This window comes from Mycolicibacterium nivoides (assembly GCF_003855255.1).
GTDB classification, from domain to species: Bacteria; Actinomycetota; Actinomycetes; order Mycobacteriales; family Mycobacteriaceae; genus Mycobacterium; species Mycobacterium nivoides.
In genome coordinates, this window is sequence record NZ_CP034072.1 from 4,539,190 (window position 1) to 4,552,281 (window position 13,092).

The following is a 13,092-nucleotide window of genomic DNA, read 5'->3' on the forward strand; positions in this document are numbered from 1 at the left end:
ACCGCGCAGGTACGCGAGATACGGCGTGTCGGCGTACAGACACGGTCGCTCGCGGTGATCAGGCCACGGCGACGGGTGCGCGGCCGAAGACCATCGACTCGTCGATCCGGTCGAAGCGGTGGTCGATCGCGTCGAGCACATAGTTGTGCCGCACGTGCCAGGGCCGTTTGGTGCCCGAACGCGGCAACGCGTGCTCGGAACGCTGGATGTAACCGGCCTCCAGATCCCACGTGCGCTTCTCCGGCATGGGCGCCGCGCCCTTGTGCGGATAGGCATGGGTGTAGCCGTGAAGACCCATGTACGCCAACAGGTTCGCGAAGGCCCGGGCGGTCATGTCGGCCCGCAGCGTCCACGATGCGTTGGTGTAGCCGATGCACCAGGCCAGGTTCGGAACGTCCTCGAGCAGGAACTCCTTGTAGACGAACCGCTCGGTCGGCTTGACCTCCTGCCCGTCCACCGTCAGCCTGATGCCGCCGAGCGCCTGCAGTTGCAGGCCGGTCGCGGTGACGATCACGTCCGCGTCCACCCGCGCACCGGATTTCAGCACGATGCCCGCGGCGTCGATGTGATCGATGTGATCGGTGACGACCTCGACCCGGCCGTCACTGATGTGCGCGAACAGATCACCGTCGAGCACAAGGCACAACCGCTGATCCCACGGGTTGTAGCGCGGCTTGAAATGCACGTCGACGGGATAGCCCTCCGGCAATGCCGCCACGATCTGCTTGCGCAGGTAACTGCGACCGAGACCGGGGGCCTTGCGGAAGAAGAAATAGCTCAGCACGTGGATCATCGCGTTGCGGAACCGCACAACTTGATGGGATAGCTTGCGCGGCAGAATTTTCCGGATGGTCTGCACCGACGGAACAACGCGGTCCGCCGCCACCATGTAGGTCGGTGACCGCTGCAGCATCGTCACGTGGCCGGCCTGTTGCGCCAGCGCGGGCACCAAACTGACCGCGGTGGCCCCGCTGCCGATCACCACGACTCGCTTGCCGGAGTAGTCCAGCGATTCGGGCCAGAACTGCGGGTGCACCACGTCGCCGCCGAAGTTCTCCATCCCGGGGAATTCCGGTGTGTAGGGCTCGTCGTAGTTGTAGTAACCGGTGCCGAAGAACAGGAACCGGGCCCGGTACGTGACGGCCTGACCGTCCTGTTCGGCCTGAACGGTCCAGGTGTCGGTGTCCGAATCCCAATCCGCCGACAGCACATGGGTGTTGAACCGGATGTGGCGATCGATGCCGTGCGCCCGGGCAGTCTCGGTCAGATAGTCGCGGATGTCGTCACCGTCGGCCACGTTCTCCGGCTTGGTCCATGGCTGGTACGGGAAGCTCAGCGTGAAGATGTCACTGTCGGAGCGGATCCCCGGGTAGCGGAACAGGTCCCAGGTGCCACCGATCCGCTCCCGGCGTTCCAGCACGGTGTAGGTCAGCCCGGGGCTCTTCTCATGGACGCGGTAGGCCGCGCCCAACCCTGATATCCCCGCCCCGATGATGAGCACATCCGAGTAGTCCGGATCCGCAGCGCGACGTGCACCGTCCATGGCGAACCTCCTTTGGTCCCGCGCAGTACCACCACCCTATGTGCTCAGTCGCGCAGTGCGTCGACGATCTGGGCAAGTGAATCCACCGCGATCGGACCCGGTTGGTACAGGCAGATCCGGTCGGACACCCCGCCCACGCGGTCACGGATGTGGGCGGCGATGTCGGCTGGACTACCGCAGGCCGCGATGGTGTGCAGCACCTCGTCGTCGATGAGCGAACCCATCTCCTGCCACCGGCCCTGCTTGGACAGTGCGTTGAGCTCGGGCTGCAAATCGCCCCAGCCGTGCACCTCCAGCACAGGGCGATAGGCCGGGGTCGAGCCGTAGAACGCCAGCAGCCGTCGCGCCGCGTCGTGGTCGTCGCCGGCCGACACGATGATCTCCGGGACGATTGCCAGCTCGCGCTGGTCACGGCCGGCGGCGGCGAGCCCGTCACGCACCGCGGGCAACGTCGCCTCCTGCAGGAACCGCTTGGACCCGAACGGCATCACCAGCAGGCCGTCGGCGAACTGCGCGGTGGCCCGGGTCAGCCTCGGCCCCAGAGCGCCGACATAGATCGGCGGCGGACCGTACGGATTGTCCCGGGGAGTGAACGTCGGAGTCATCAGGGTGTGCCGGTAGTACTCGCCGCGGAAGTCGAGCCGCTCGCCGGTGTCCCAGGCCGCGAAGATCGCCCGCAATGCCGCGACGAACTCGGACATCCGGGCCACCGGCCGGTCGAACTCCGCACCGAACCGCTTCTCGATCTGGGTGCGGATCTGGGTGCCGAGCCCGAGGGTGAACCGCCCACCAGACAGGATCTGGTGGTCGATGGCCTGGTGTGCCAGGTGAATCGGATTGCGGGGGAACGCAATTGCCACATTGGTCATCAGGTCGAGATCCCCGACGGTGCTGGCCAGCGTCAGCGGGGTGAACACATCGTGTGGCCCCTCGAACGTGAACACCCCGGTGGCACCGGCCTCACGTAGGGCTGCGGCACGGCCGATCGCGTCTTGCGGCCCGAACAACGCTGTCATGACCTTCACGCGTGAGAGCCTAGACAGGTGAGCATCCCAACCAGCACCGACGTCGTCGTTGTCGGCGCCGGCTTCGCCGGCCTGTCCGCCGCCCGCGCCCTGGTCCGGCTCGGGCACCAGGTGGTGGTGTTGGAAGGCCGTGACCGCGTGGGCGGACGCTCGTCGACCACCGAGATCGCCGGGGTGCCGGTCGACCTGGGCGGCACATTCGTCGGCCCCACTCAGGACGCGGTGCTGGCGCTGGCCGACGAGCTCGGGTGCGCCACGGTGCCCACCTACGACCGCGGCAAGAACCTGATCCGGTGGCACGGGAGGGTGCGGGCCTACCGCAGCACCATCCCTCGCCTGTCGATGATGGAACTCTTCGACGTCTCCCGCATCCAGTGGCGCTTCGAACGGCTCTGCCGGCTGATCCGGGTCAATGAGCCGTGGAAGAGCCCGAACGCGCAGAAACTCGACGAGCTCACACTGGAGGAGTGGCTGCGCTCGGCGGGAGCCAACGCATCGACGCGCAACCTCATGGCGATCATGTCCCGGGTCACCTGGGGCGCCGAACCCGACGAGGTGTCGATGCTGCACGCCGCCCGCTACGTCAAGGCCGCGGGCGGGCTGGACCGCATGCTCGACGTCCGCGGCGGCGCCCAGCAGGACCGGTTTCCGGGCGGTACCCAGCAGATCGCGTGCAAGATCGCCGAGGAACTCGGAGATCGGGTGGTGCTGAGCTCCCCGGTGGGCCGCATCGAACGCCGGCCCGACGGCACCGTGGCGGTGAGCTGCGCGGCCGGCGAGGTGCGGGCACGCGCGGTGATCGTGGCGATCCCGCCCCAGCACCGGACCGGGATCGAGTTCAGCCCGCCGCTGCCCGAGCCCTACGCCGACCTGGCGGCGAACTGGCCGCAAGGCAACCTCAGCAAGGCCTACGCCGCCTATGACCGACCGTTCTGGCGTGCCAACGGCTGCTCGGGCGAGGCATTGTCCGATGAGGGGCCGGTGTTCATCACCTTCGATGTCAGCCCGGGCGACGGTGGCCCCGGCATCCTGCTGGGGTTCACCGATGCCCGCACGTTCGACCGGTTGTCGCCGGATCAACGACGCGAGCAGGCCCTGTCCGGGTTCGCGACCCTGTTCGGCGATGCGGCGCTACAGCCGACCGATTACGTCGACCACTGTTGGAGCACAGAACAATTCGCACCCGGTGGGCCGACTGCGGCGGTGCCGCCGGGCTCGTGGACGCAGTACGGCCGGTGGCTGCGCGAACCGGTGGACGCCATTCACTGGGCCGGCACCGAAACCGCAGATGTGTGGACCGGTTTCCTCGACGGGGCGGTGCGGTCGGGACAGCGAGCCGCAGACGAGGTGGCCGGGCTGCTGGCCGGCTGATTCCGCATCAGCCGATACGGCGCTGTGGCGCAACGGATTCGGTAAGACGACGCAGGTGGGCGCTGACCTCGCCCGGCCGCTCGAGGATCGCGCAGTGACCTCCCGACAGCTCCACGAACGAGGCGAGGTTCGGCGCGTCGGTGGCGATGCGGCGTGAGGCGACGATCGGCAGCAGCCGGTCTTTGGTGCTGCCGATCACCAGCGTCGGGACGACGAGGTTACGCAGCGAGATGTGCGTGGGCCCCAAACTGTCCACGAGAGCGCGGGCCCAGCCGCCACGACTGGCCGGTGGCGTGGCGGCGAAAAGTTGGTGCACGAACTCGGCGACCCACGGTTCGGCGTCGCGGCCCACGGCCAGATAGGCCACAAACCGCTTGTTCGGCCCGTCGGCGAGGCGGGGCACCGGCGTGGCACCGAAGGTCTTGAGGAAGGTGCCGGCCGCGCGGATGCGCGCCGCCGACAGCGGGGCGGGGACGGGCGCCAGTTGCACATGGCGCAGCAGGTCCCCGGTGGTGGTGTTGATCAGCGCGACCGCGTCGGCGCGGGCCGCCACCCGGGTCGGATAGCGCTGCGACCATGAGGTGATCGCGATGCCGCCCATCGAATGCCCCGCGATGATGGCCCGCTCACCGGGCTTCAGCGTGGCGTCGAGTACCGCGTCCAGGTCGGCGGCGAGGTGATTGAGGCTGTAGCGGCGACGTCCGTGCGGAGTCTCGCTGCGGCCGTGCCCGCGATGGTCGTAGGCGATGACGCGGTAGTCGGTGGCCAGATCGGCGATCTGGTGGGCCCAGACCCCGATGGCACAGGTGATGCCGTGGGCCAGCACGATCGGGTAGCCATCCTGGGGCCCGAACACCTCGGCATGCAGCCGCACTCCGTCGATGGCGCGAACCTCGACGTTGCGTCCCGGTGGTAGCTGAGGAAGGGTCATGCTGCTCCGATCATAGGCGTCGTCGCCAAGTGAAACTGGTGATTCATGAGCTTGCCGCGCCGGCGATCAGCACGGGTTTGACCACGTCAGCGGCCTTAGCGGCAGCCCAGGCGCGGTCGAAGTCGTCGAACGGGTACCGGCTCACGAACTTGTCGAGCGGAAGTTCGCCACAGCGGTGCAGATCGACGAGGCGCGGGATGAAGGTCTGCGGTTCACTGTCCCCCTCCACCACGCCGCGCACGGTCAGGCCCTTGCCCATGATGGCCGCGACGGGCAGGTCGGCGGTCAGCGCACCGAGGCCCAGCAGCGCCAGGGTTCCGCGCTCACGCAGCACGCCCACCGCCGCGGCGAGAACATCGGGCCGCGCGGTGGTGTCGACCGCGGCGGCTGCTCCCCCGGTCAGCTCGAGGATGACCGCGGCGGTGTCGGATGCGGTCGGGTCGATCGTCGCGGTCGCGCCCAATTCGCTTGCCAGCGTGCGCCGCTGCGCGATCGGGTCGACGGCGATGATGGTCCGACACCCCGCGATGCGGGAGCCCATGACCGCCGAAAGCCCGACAGCGCCGGCGCCGAACACCACGAGCGCGTCCGCGGGTCGCGGCGCGAGCACATTGAGCACGGCGCCGACACCGGTCTGCACGCTGCAACCCAGCGGCGCCGCCAGCGCCGGGTCGATCGGCTCGGGCAGGACCACCGCGTTGCGGCTGCCCGCGATCGCATAGGTGCAAAAGCTGGACTGGCCGAAGAATCCGCCCCCGATGGGCGCACCGTCTGCGTACAGCGCGCTGGACTCGTCGCGGCGGCCACCGCGCATGTTGAGGTCGGTCGACCGCTCGCAGTACGCCGGAGCATCAGCCTGGCAGTTACGGCAGGCGCCGCAGCTGGCGAAGGTGAGAACCACCTGGTCGCCGACCCGTGGCCTGGCATCCTGCCCGACCTGCACCACGGTGCCCGCGCCCTCGTGGCCGAACACCATCGGCAGCTTGCGGAAGCGCGCGGCCACACTCACGTCGGTGTGGCAGATGCCCACCGCGTCGATGCGGACCAGCACTTCGTCGCCGAGCGGTTCCCGGATCTGAACGTCGGTGAGCCGTGGATCGGCTCCGGCGTCGAGCACCACCGCGGCGCGGGCGTTGAGCATCCGGTGATGCTAACCACCGATTTGACACCTGTCACAATTGGCTGGCGACCCCACCTGAAGGAGACCCCGATGCGTGCAGCACAGATCACCCGGCTCGACGGACCCGACGCTGTGCGGGTGGCTGAGGTGGCGGAACCCACTTCTGACAACACCGTGGTGATCGACGTCCACGCGGCCGGCGTCGCCTTCCCGGACACCCTGCTGACCCGTGGGCTCTACCAGTACAAGCCGGACCTGCCGTTCACCCCGGGTGCCGAGGTCGCGGGCGTGGTGCGTAGCGCCCCGGCCGATGCCCATGTCCGCGCCGGCGATCGCGTGCTGGGCCTGACCATGTTGTCCGGCGGCATGGCCGAAGTCGTGGCGCTGCCCGCCGAGCGGGTGTTCGCGCTGCCGGACGTGGTGTCTTTCGAGGCCGGCGCAGGCATCCTGTTCAACGACCTGACGGTGCAGTTCGCGTTGCGCACCCGCGGCAGGCTGGCCGAGGGCGAGACCGTCCTGGTGCACGGCGCGGCAGGCGGGATCGGCACCTCGGCCCTGCGCCTGGCGCCGGCGCTGGGGGCCTCGCGCACCATCGCGGTGGTGTCCACCGAGGAGAAGGCCGAGATCGCCAGGGCCGCAGGCGCATCGGATGTGGTGCTGGCCGACGGATTTCGCGACGCGGTAAAGGAACTCACCGGCGGTCGCGGCGTCGACGTCGTCCTCGACCCGGTCGGCGGGGACCGGTTCACCGACTCGCTGCGGTCGCTGGCCGTGGGTGGACGCCTGCTGGTCGTCGGGTTCACCGGCGGCGAGATCCCCACGGTCAAAGTCAATCGCCTGCTGCTCAACAACGTCGACGTGATCGGCGCCGGCTGGGGCGCCTGGACGTTCTCGCACCCCGGCTACCTGCAGGAGCAGTGGGCGGAATTGCAGCCGCTGCTGGCCTCCGGCGCGGTCGCCGCACCGCAGCCCGAGGTGTACCCGCTGGAGCAGGCGGCACAGGCCATCGCGTCGCTGGAGAACCGCAGCGCCAAAGGAAAAGTGGTGTTGAAGCTGCGCTGACCTCCGACGCAGACCACGCCGATCCGCAAAGTCGAGTAGTCGACTACGCGTGTCCCGGAAAGTTCGGCCCGCCAATACTTTAAGCGGGCACGGACGCCCCCCGGTTCGCCGAAAGGAACGGCCATGGACGAACAACAGGTTCCGTTGTCGCGCCAACTGTGCGCCACGATGGCCATCCACTACAACCTGCTCAACAAGAGCGAGAGTTACCGGCAACGGTGCGATCAGTTCGAGAACAGGGCGATGGCGTACGAGTCAGGGATGCGCGCACCCAGGCGCGGCATCGTGACCATTCCCGTCGTCGTCCACGTCCTCCACAACCCGGCGTCGCCGGCCGAGAACATCAGCAAGGAACAGATCGACAGCCAGATCGCCGTCCTCAACCAAGATTTCCGGGCCACCAACCCCGACCGGGTAGGTGTGCCGGCCGTCTGGACGCAGCTGATCGCCGACTGCGAAGTCGAGTTCGAGCTGGCAAGCATCGACCCTGAGGGCAACCCGACCGACGGCGTCACCCGCACCGCGACGGACAAGACGTTCTTCACCGCCGACGATGAAGACGTGAAATCGAGTGCGACGGGCGGCGCCGACGCCTGGCCGTCCTTGGATTATCTCAACCTCTGGGTCTGCGGTGAGCTGCGCAGCGGCGGGCAGGCCATCCTCGGTTACGCGCAATTCCCCGGTGGGCCACCCGAAACCGACGGCGTCGTGATCGCGCACACGTTCTTCGGCACCACCGGCACGGTCAGCGCCCCGTACGACCTCGGACGCACCGCGACCCACGAGATCGGCCACTGGCTGAGCCTGCGCCACATCTGGGGCGACGACGGATCCGGATGCAGCGGTGGCGATTTGGTGGATGACACACCCAATCAGGCCCGGGCGAATTTCGGCAGGCCCACGTTCCCCCACGTCACCTGCAGTAACGGCCCAAACGGCGACATGTTCATGAACTACATGGATTACACCGACGACGCGGGGATGTTCATGTTCACCGCGGGTCAGTCAGTTCGCATGTCGGCGGCGCTGGAGGGCCCGCGTGCCTCGTTCGTGGCGCGCACCGCCGCCCCGGCCGAGCCGGCGCAACCCCGGGTTCTGGTCGGCGCCACGGTCGGCAGCAATGGAGCCGAAGCCCCGCAGGCATCGCCGGAACCTGCCGTCGCCACCGCCCCGGCCACCGACACGGCCGACGCGGAGGTCGGTGAGCTACGTCGCGAGGTGGCACAACTGCGGTCCGTCCTGGCCCAGATCGCCACCCTGGTCGCCCGCAGCTAGCCGGAGCAGGCAGATGCGATGAAACTTGTGCTGTTCGACCTCGGCCAGACCCTCGAAGACGGCGATGTGCTGTTACCCGGGGCGTTCGAGGCGCTGACCGACATCGCCGAACTCCAAGACGGTGACGGCAACCCCGTGCTGCTGGGGCTCGCCTCGGACTTCGACGAACCCGCGCAGCAGTACTACGACATCCTCGAAAATCTCGGCATCCGCGCCTTTTTCGAACCGGTGGACACCCACGTCACGCTGTCGGGTGAAGTCGGTGTACACAAGCCGGCCAGGGAGTTCTTCGTCAAGGCCGTCGCCAAGGCGAACCCCGCGCTGACATTCGCCGACGTCCTGTTCATCACGGAGAACCCCGCGCACATCGCGGCCGCTCGCACGCTGGGCCTCAACGCCGTGCAGGTCCGGCCGCCCGGCGGAGGTGGTGGCGATATCGGATCACTATCCGAACTGCTGCCCCGGGTGCAGGAGTTCGCCGGTGCCGACTGGGTCCGATTGGGCGACACCGTACTGCGCCGCGACGCGGCACGCTCCGCATCACGAGCCCGCCCGGCGCAGCTGCGCCTGGTGGTTCAGCACGGCCGGCTCTACCAGAAGGCTCATCCCGACGTTGCCGTGCTCTCGGACAAGGGACGCTATCTGGTGGTCGACGTGGGCCCCGACCCGTCCGATGACGTTACCGACGACGATTTCCCGTGCTACAGCGTGCGCGACGTGCCCTGGGGCAGCGCCGTTTTCGAGACCAGACGGCGGATTACCCGCGAGCCCGACCCGGCGGTACAGAAATACGTCGACGCCGTGTCGGCCGAACGGTACGAGCTCGATCTGCGCAAGCTGGTCGAGTTCGGCACCCGGCATTCCACCAGCGCGCAGTTCGGCCAGTCGGCCGACTGGGCACAGTCCGAACTCGAAGCCGCGGGCTACCGCACCCGCACTCAGACCATTGACGTGGGAGGCAGGACCAGCCGCAACGTGATCGCCGAGCGCGACGGCTCGGCGCCCACTCCGCGGGACGTGGTGCTGGTGACCGCACACCTGGATTCGATCAATCTCGCCGGTGGCCCGGCCGCGCCCGCGCCCGGCGCCGACGACAACGGGTCTGGCAGCGCAGGTGTCCTGACCATTGCCCGCGCCGTCCAACATCATTCGGGCCGGCACGATGTGCGCTTCATCCTCTTCGGCGGCGAGGAGGAAGGGTTGTTCGGAAGCCTGGCCTACGTTGCGGGCCTGAGCGCGACCGAACGGTCACGGATCCGCGCAGTGGTCAACATGGACATGATCGCGACGCTCAACACCGCGGACCCCACGGTGCTGCTGGAGGGGGCCGCAGTGTCGCAGCGGGTGATCGACGGACTGGCCGACGCGGCACACACCTACACCGGATTGACCGTGCAGACCAGTCTCAATCCGTTCAACAGCGACCACGTGCCGTTCATCGATCAAGGGATTGCGGCCGTCCTGACCATCGAGGGCGCCGACGGCGCCAACGACCACGTTCACAGCGCCGCCGACACCATGGAGTTCATCGACATTCACCTGGCGGTCGAGATCCTGCGCATGAATGTGGCTTTCGTGACCGCGGCGCTGGGCTAGGCGTCTGTCACATTGTTGCCACGCGCGTCGTCCTTTCGGGCGAACATGAAATCGGCGACAACGCCGCAACCGGCCTCGAAGGGTGCCCGCCGTGATCGATGAAACTCAGATCCTGGGGTCGTGGACGCATTCGCACGAGGAGGACCGCGGAGCGACCCAGACCTTCCGGCCGGCGGACTATCCGCTGCCGCCGTCACGCGGGCGAACAACCTTCACCCTGCTGCCCGACCACGGCGCCGTCGTCGGTACACCGGGACCCGATGACCGCGGCGCACGTCGCTCCGGCAGCTGGTCCGTGGAGCATCAACCCGGGCGCGATGTGCTGACGATCTCGCTGCCCGACTGGAACGAGACGTTCTCCATCGTGACCGCGGAGGCCCGGCAACTCGTCCTCACCCCGATCACGCCGGGAGGTTGAGGCCGCAAGCAATCGGGGGCGGCGCGGAATAGCAGCGACGTGGCCGGTGTTGCGGGGTGCGTGAGTGAGCAAGCTGAACTGAGCCCGACTGACTGGGTACGCGACCAGACCCAACGCATCCTGGAACAAGGCACCACCGACGGAGTCGAGGTGCTGGACCGCCCGATCGTGCTGTTCACGACCACGGGCGCCAAGTCAGGCAAGAAGCGGTATGTACCGCTGATGCGCGTGGAGGAGGACGGCCGCTACGCGATGGTGGCGTCCAAGGGCGGTGACCCGGAGCACCCGTCCTGGTACTTCAACGTCAAGGCCAACCCGGCCGTGACAGTGCAGGACGGCGACAAGACCGCGTCGCTGACCGCTCGTGAGCTTTCCGGTGACGAGCGCGAGCACTGGTGGAAGCTGGCCGTCGAGGCCTATCCGCCGTATGCCGAATATCAGACCAAGACCACTCGACAGATTCCGGTCTTCATCGTCGAATGACGGCTACCACCATCCGAGGGCGTCGGACATCTGCCGCGCCAACTCGGTGGTGAGTGTGCGCACGTAGGCCGCCGACAGGTGGTGGGCATCGTGGTAGACCAGCACGTTGCCCTCCACAGCGCGGCAGATGGTGGGCCGGCACACCGCGTCGCTGAGGTCGAGGACCTTCATCAGCGGATAGTCGGCCAGGTAGTCGAGGGTCGGGTTGCGCTGGGCCAGGGCGTCTTCCCGCGGCAGCCCGCAGGAATCGGCATCGCCGCCCTTGGCCAGGCAGTCCACCGGTGAGAAGAACCATCCGTCCCGGATCATCCACGGCGTGTCACGCATGCCGAGCATCGGAATTCTATTGGCGGACAACTCATCCCAGATCCCGAGGTAGTAGTCGGGCACGTAGTCGCCCGGCCTGTTGAGGATCGGTCGCGTCGAGGTGAAGAACACATAGTCCGGCCGGTCTGCGATGATCTGTGCCAGTGCGTTGTCCGACCAGGTCCGGCACGACGGGTATGCCTCGAAGGATCCCGCGATGATCGGCACGCGTTTGGTGGTCAAGGGGCAGCCGAACTTCATGTAAGTGGTCACCTTGAAGCCGTGTTGACGCCCGATCTGATGCAGGGCGGTCAGCCAGTGCTCCGAATGCGACCCGCCGGCCAGCGCAATCGTGCGGGTGCCCTTGGGATCTCCGTACACGCAGGTGATGACCTCGGCACCGGTGAATCCCGTGACGCAGTGGTCGATCGACGACGGCGGGATGTCGTCATCGGCCTCCAACACAGTCGGACGCATCGGTAGCTTGGCGACCCGGCGATTCTCGATCAGCGCCTGTGCGCCCGGATAGTCGCGAATCGACAGCATGCCAAGTTCCGCGCCGCTGGCCCGGGCGAGTACGACCTGGCCCTGCCACATCAGCGACGTCGCCACGAGCACCATCACGACCAAAACGACCACGGCACTCGAGACCAGTCGCACGTCGGTCTCCCGGCGCCACGGCAGCTGGACCCACCGCGCGGTGAGCAATGCCAGCAGTACCGCCACCAGCAGGACCACTCCGCCGTCGACCAGGCCGACGGCGTCGTCGTTGATGGTGGCCAACCAGAAGATCAGCAGCGGCCAGTGCCACAGGTACAGCGGATAGGCCGCCGCCCCGATCGTGACCAGCGGGGTGCTGCGCAGAAATTCGTTCGTCCTCGGCGACGTCCCCTGGGCCGCGCTGACGATGACCAGGACGGTGGCCGCTACCGGAATCAACGTCCAGATGCCTGGAGACTGCATGGTCCGTTCCGTCAGGGCGCCGCACACCAGGATGGCCGCCAGCCCCGCCGCAGCCGCACCGGCCCGCAACCAGCCGGGCCACCGGAGCCGCCCCACCGGGCCGGCCACGAGAGCCGCGGCCAGCACTCCGACCAATACCTCCCAGGCCCGGGCGGCGGTGCTGTAGTAGGCGAGCATCGGATTGTCCGACTGCGTCGTGACCGCGTAATACAGCGACGCCGCCGCCGCGACACCAGACGTGGCAACCAGGATCGTGCGTCGCGCGCCACGACCCCGACGGACCGTCACCGCGATGACCGTGCCGGCAAGCACGAAGAACGCGAGCACGAACTGGCCCAGCGCCGAGATCGCCCACAGGTGATGGAGCGGGGTCACGGCCTCACCGGCCTGCACGTAGTCGTCCGCCGACTGGAGAAGCTGCCAATTCTGGTAGAAGCCCAGGCTGGCCAGGGTCTGATCCGCGAATGCCTCCCACCGGGTCTGCGGCTGGACGAGCACCGTCAACACCGCACTCACGACCACCACGAGAACCAGCGGCGGCACCAGCCAGCGCGCCGCCCGTCCCGCCTCGGCGGCCAAGGTCATCGGGCGCGCCGAACCGATGTGGCGAAGAACGCGGCCGCCGACGAAGAAGCCGGACAGGACCAGCAGGACATCCAGGCCGCCGCACGCCCGTCCGAACCAGAAATGGCAGACCACCACCAGCACGATGGCCACGCCACACAATCCGATCAGGTCATCACGAACCCGCCGCCGGAGGGCGGGGACCCGAACCGGATCGTCAACAATTACCTGCACGGTCAAACTTTCCCTGGGCTGTCTTCGCCGGTCACTGACGACGAGTTCACCCTGGGGCACGCCGTTCAACGCACCGACTATAGGCCACCGGAACAGGTGGTCAAGGTCGGTGGGCGGGCATCCCAGGCCGCCCTATCGGACAGCTTTGTCATCACCGTTGTACAAACCGGCCATAGGCATATTTGCCCGGCAAATCTAGCC

11 protein-coding genes are annotated in these 13,092 nt (G+C 67.8%); 6 read left to right on the plus strand and 5 right to left on the minus strand.

Going from position 1 to position 13,092, the window contains the following annotated elements; genetic code table 11:
* Positions 1-58: 58 nt before the first annotated feature.
* Positions 59-1,543 (minus strand): flavin-containing monooxygenase, encoded by a 1,485-nt coding sequence (locus EH231_RS22065; protein WP_090433860.1) that lies wholly within the window; start codon positions 1,541-1,543, stop codon positions 59-61.
* 44 nt (positions 1,544-1,587) lie between these two features.
* Positions 1,588-2,559: a TIGR03617 family F420-dependent LLM class oxidoreductase gene (locus tag EH231_RS22070; protein WP_164481236.1), complete on the minus strand. Its 972-nt coding sequence runs from the start codon at positions 2,557-2,559 to the stop codon at positions 1,588-1,590.
* A gap of 27 nt (positions 2,560-2,586) precedes the next feature.
* On the opposite strand from EH231_RS22070, the gene EH231_RS22075 reads away from it, so the two are divergent.
* The gene (locus tag EH231_RS22075; protein ID WP_090433856.1) at positions 2,587-3,939 is read left to right on the plus strand and encodes a flavin monoamine oxidase family protein; all 1,353 of its coding nucleotides are present in this window, start codon (positions 2,587-2,589) and stop codon (positions 3,937-3,939) included.
* A 7-nt stretch (positions 3,940-3,946) separates the two neighbouring features.
* Here EH231_RS22075 and EH231_RS22080 read toward each other — a convergent pair whose 3' ends face one another.
* Both EH231_RS22080 and EH231_RS22085 read right to left on the minus strand, forming a co-directional pair.
* Entirely contained in the window at positions 3,947-4,870 is a 924-nt protein-coding gene (locus EH231_RS22080; RefSeq protein ID WP_090433853.1) for an alpha/beta fold hydrolase, read from the minus strand.
* A 43-nt stretch (positions 4,871-4,913) separates the two neighbouring features.
* Entirely contained in the window at positions 4,914-6,011 is a 1,098-nt protein-coding gene (locus EH231_RS22085) for an NAD(P)-dependent alcohol dehydrogenase (RefSeq protein ID WP_090433851.1), read from the minus strand.
* A 69-nt stretch (positions 6,012-6,080) separates the two neighbouring features.
* On the opposite strand from EH231_RS22085, the gene EH231_RS22090 reads away from it, so the two are divergent.
* The 5 genes from EH231_RS22090 to EH231_RS22110 all read left to right on the plus strand — a co-directional run bounded on the left by EH231_RS22090 (position 6,081) and on the right by EH231_RS22110 (position 10,824).
* On the plus strand, positions 6,081-7,052 hold the full coding sequence (locus tag EH231_RS22090) for an NADPH:quinone oxidoreductase family protein (RefSeq protein WP_124713336.1): 972 nt from the start codon (positions 6,081-6,083) through the stop codon (positions 7,050-7,052).
* 123 nt (positions 7,053-7,175) lie between these two features.
* Positions 7,176-8,327 (plus strand): zinc metalloprotease, encoded by a 1,152-nt coding sequence (locus EH231_RS22095; RefSeq protein WP_234941156.1) that lies wholly within the window; start codon positions 7,176-7,178, stop codon positions 8,325-8,327.
* Between the two features lie 18 nt (positions 8,328-8,345).
* Positions 8,346-9,923: a M20/M25/M40 family metallo-hydrolase gene (locus tag EH231_RS22100; RefSeq protein WP_124713337.1), complete on the plus strand. Its 1,578-nt coding sequence runs from the start codon at positions 8,346-8,348 to the stop codon at positions 9,921-9,923.
* Positions 9,924-10,014: 91 nt separating this feature from the next.
* Entirely contained in the window at positions 10,015-10,341 is a 327-nt protein-coding gene (locus EH231_RS22105; protein ID WP_124713338.1) for a hypothetical protein, read from the plus strand.
* A gap of 60 nt (positions 10,342-10,401) precedes the next feature.
* Entirely contained in the window at positions 10,402-10,824 is a 423-nt protein-coding gene (locus EH231_RS22110) for a nitroreductase family deazaflavin-dependent oxidoreductase (RefSeq protein ID WP_044516906.1), read from the plus strand.
* A 3-nt stretch (positions 10,825-10,827) separates the two neighbouring features.
* On the opposite strand, the gene EH231_RS22115 is transcribed toward EH231_RS22110, so the two are convergent.
* Entirely contained in the window at positions 10,828-12,891 is a 2,064-nt protein-coding gene (locus tag EH231_RS22115) for an acyltransferase family protein (protein ID WP_124713339.1), read from the minus strand.
* Positions 12,892-13,092: the final 201 nt, after the last annotated feature.

Bases quoted from the DNA above. Each gene is read 5' to 3' on its own strand.
- EH231_RS22065 (WP_090433860.1), bottom strand. From the start codon at position 1,543: ATGGACGGTGCACGTCGCGCTGCGGATCCGGACTACTCGGATGTGCTC.
- EH231_RS22070 (WP_164481236.1), bottom strand. From the start codon at position 2,559: ATGACAGCGTTGTTCGGGCCGCAAGACGCGATCGGCCGTGCCGCAGCC.
- EH231_RS22080 (WP_090433853.1), bottom strand. From the start codon at position 4,870: ATGACCCTTCCTCAGCTACCACCGGGACGCAACGTCGAGGTTCGCGCC.
- EH231_RS22085 (WP_090433851.1), bottom strand. From the start codon at position 6,011: ATGCTCAACGCCCGCGCCGCGGTGGTGCTCGACGCCGGAGCCGATCCA.
- EH231_RS22090 (WP_124713336.1), top strand. From the start codon at position 6,081: ATGCGTGCAGCACAGATCACCCGGCTCGACGGACCCGACGCTGTGCGG.
- EH231_RS22095 (WP_234941156.1), top strand. From the start codon at position 7,176: ATGGACGAACAACAGGTTCCGTTGTCGCGCCAACTGTGCGCCACGATG.
- EH231_RS22100 (WP_124713337.1), top strand. From the start codon at position 8,346: ATGAAACTTGTGCTGTTCGACCTCGGCCAGACCCTCGAAGACGGCGAT.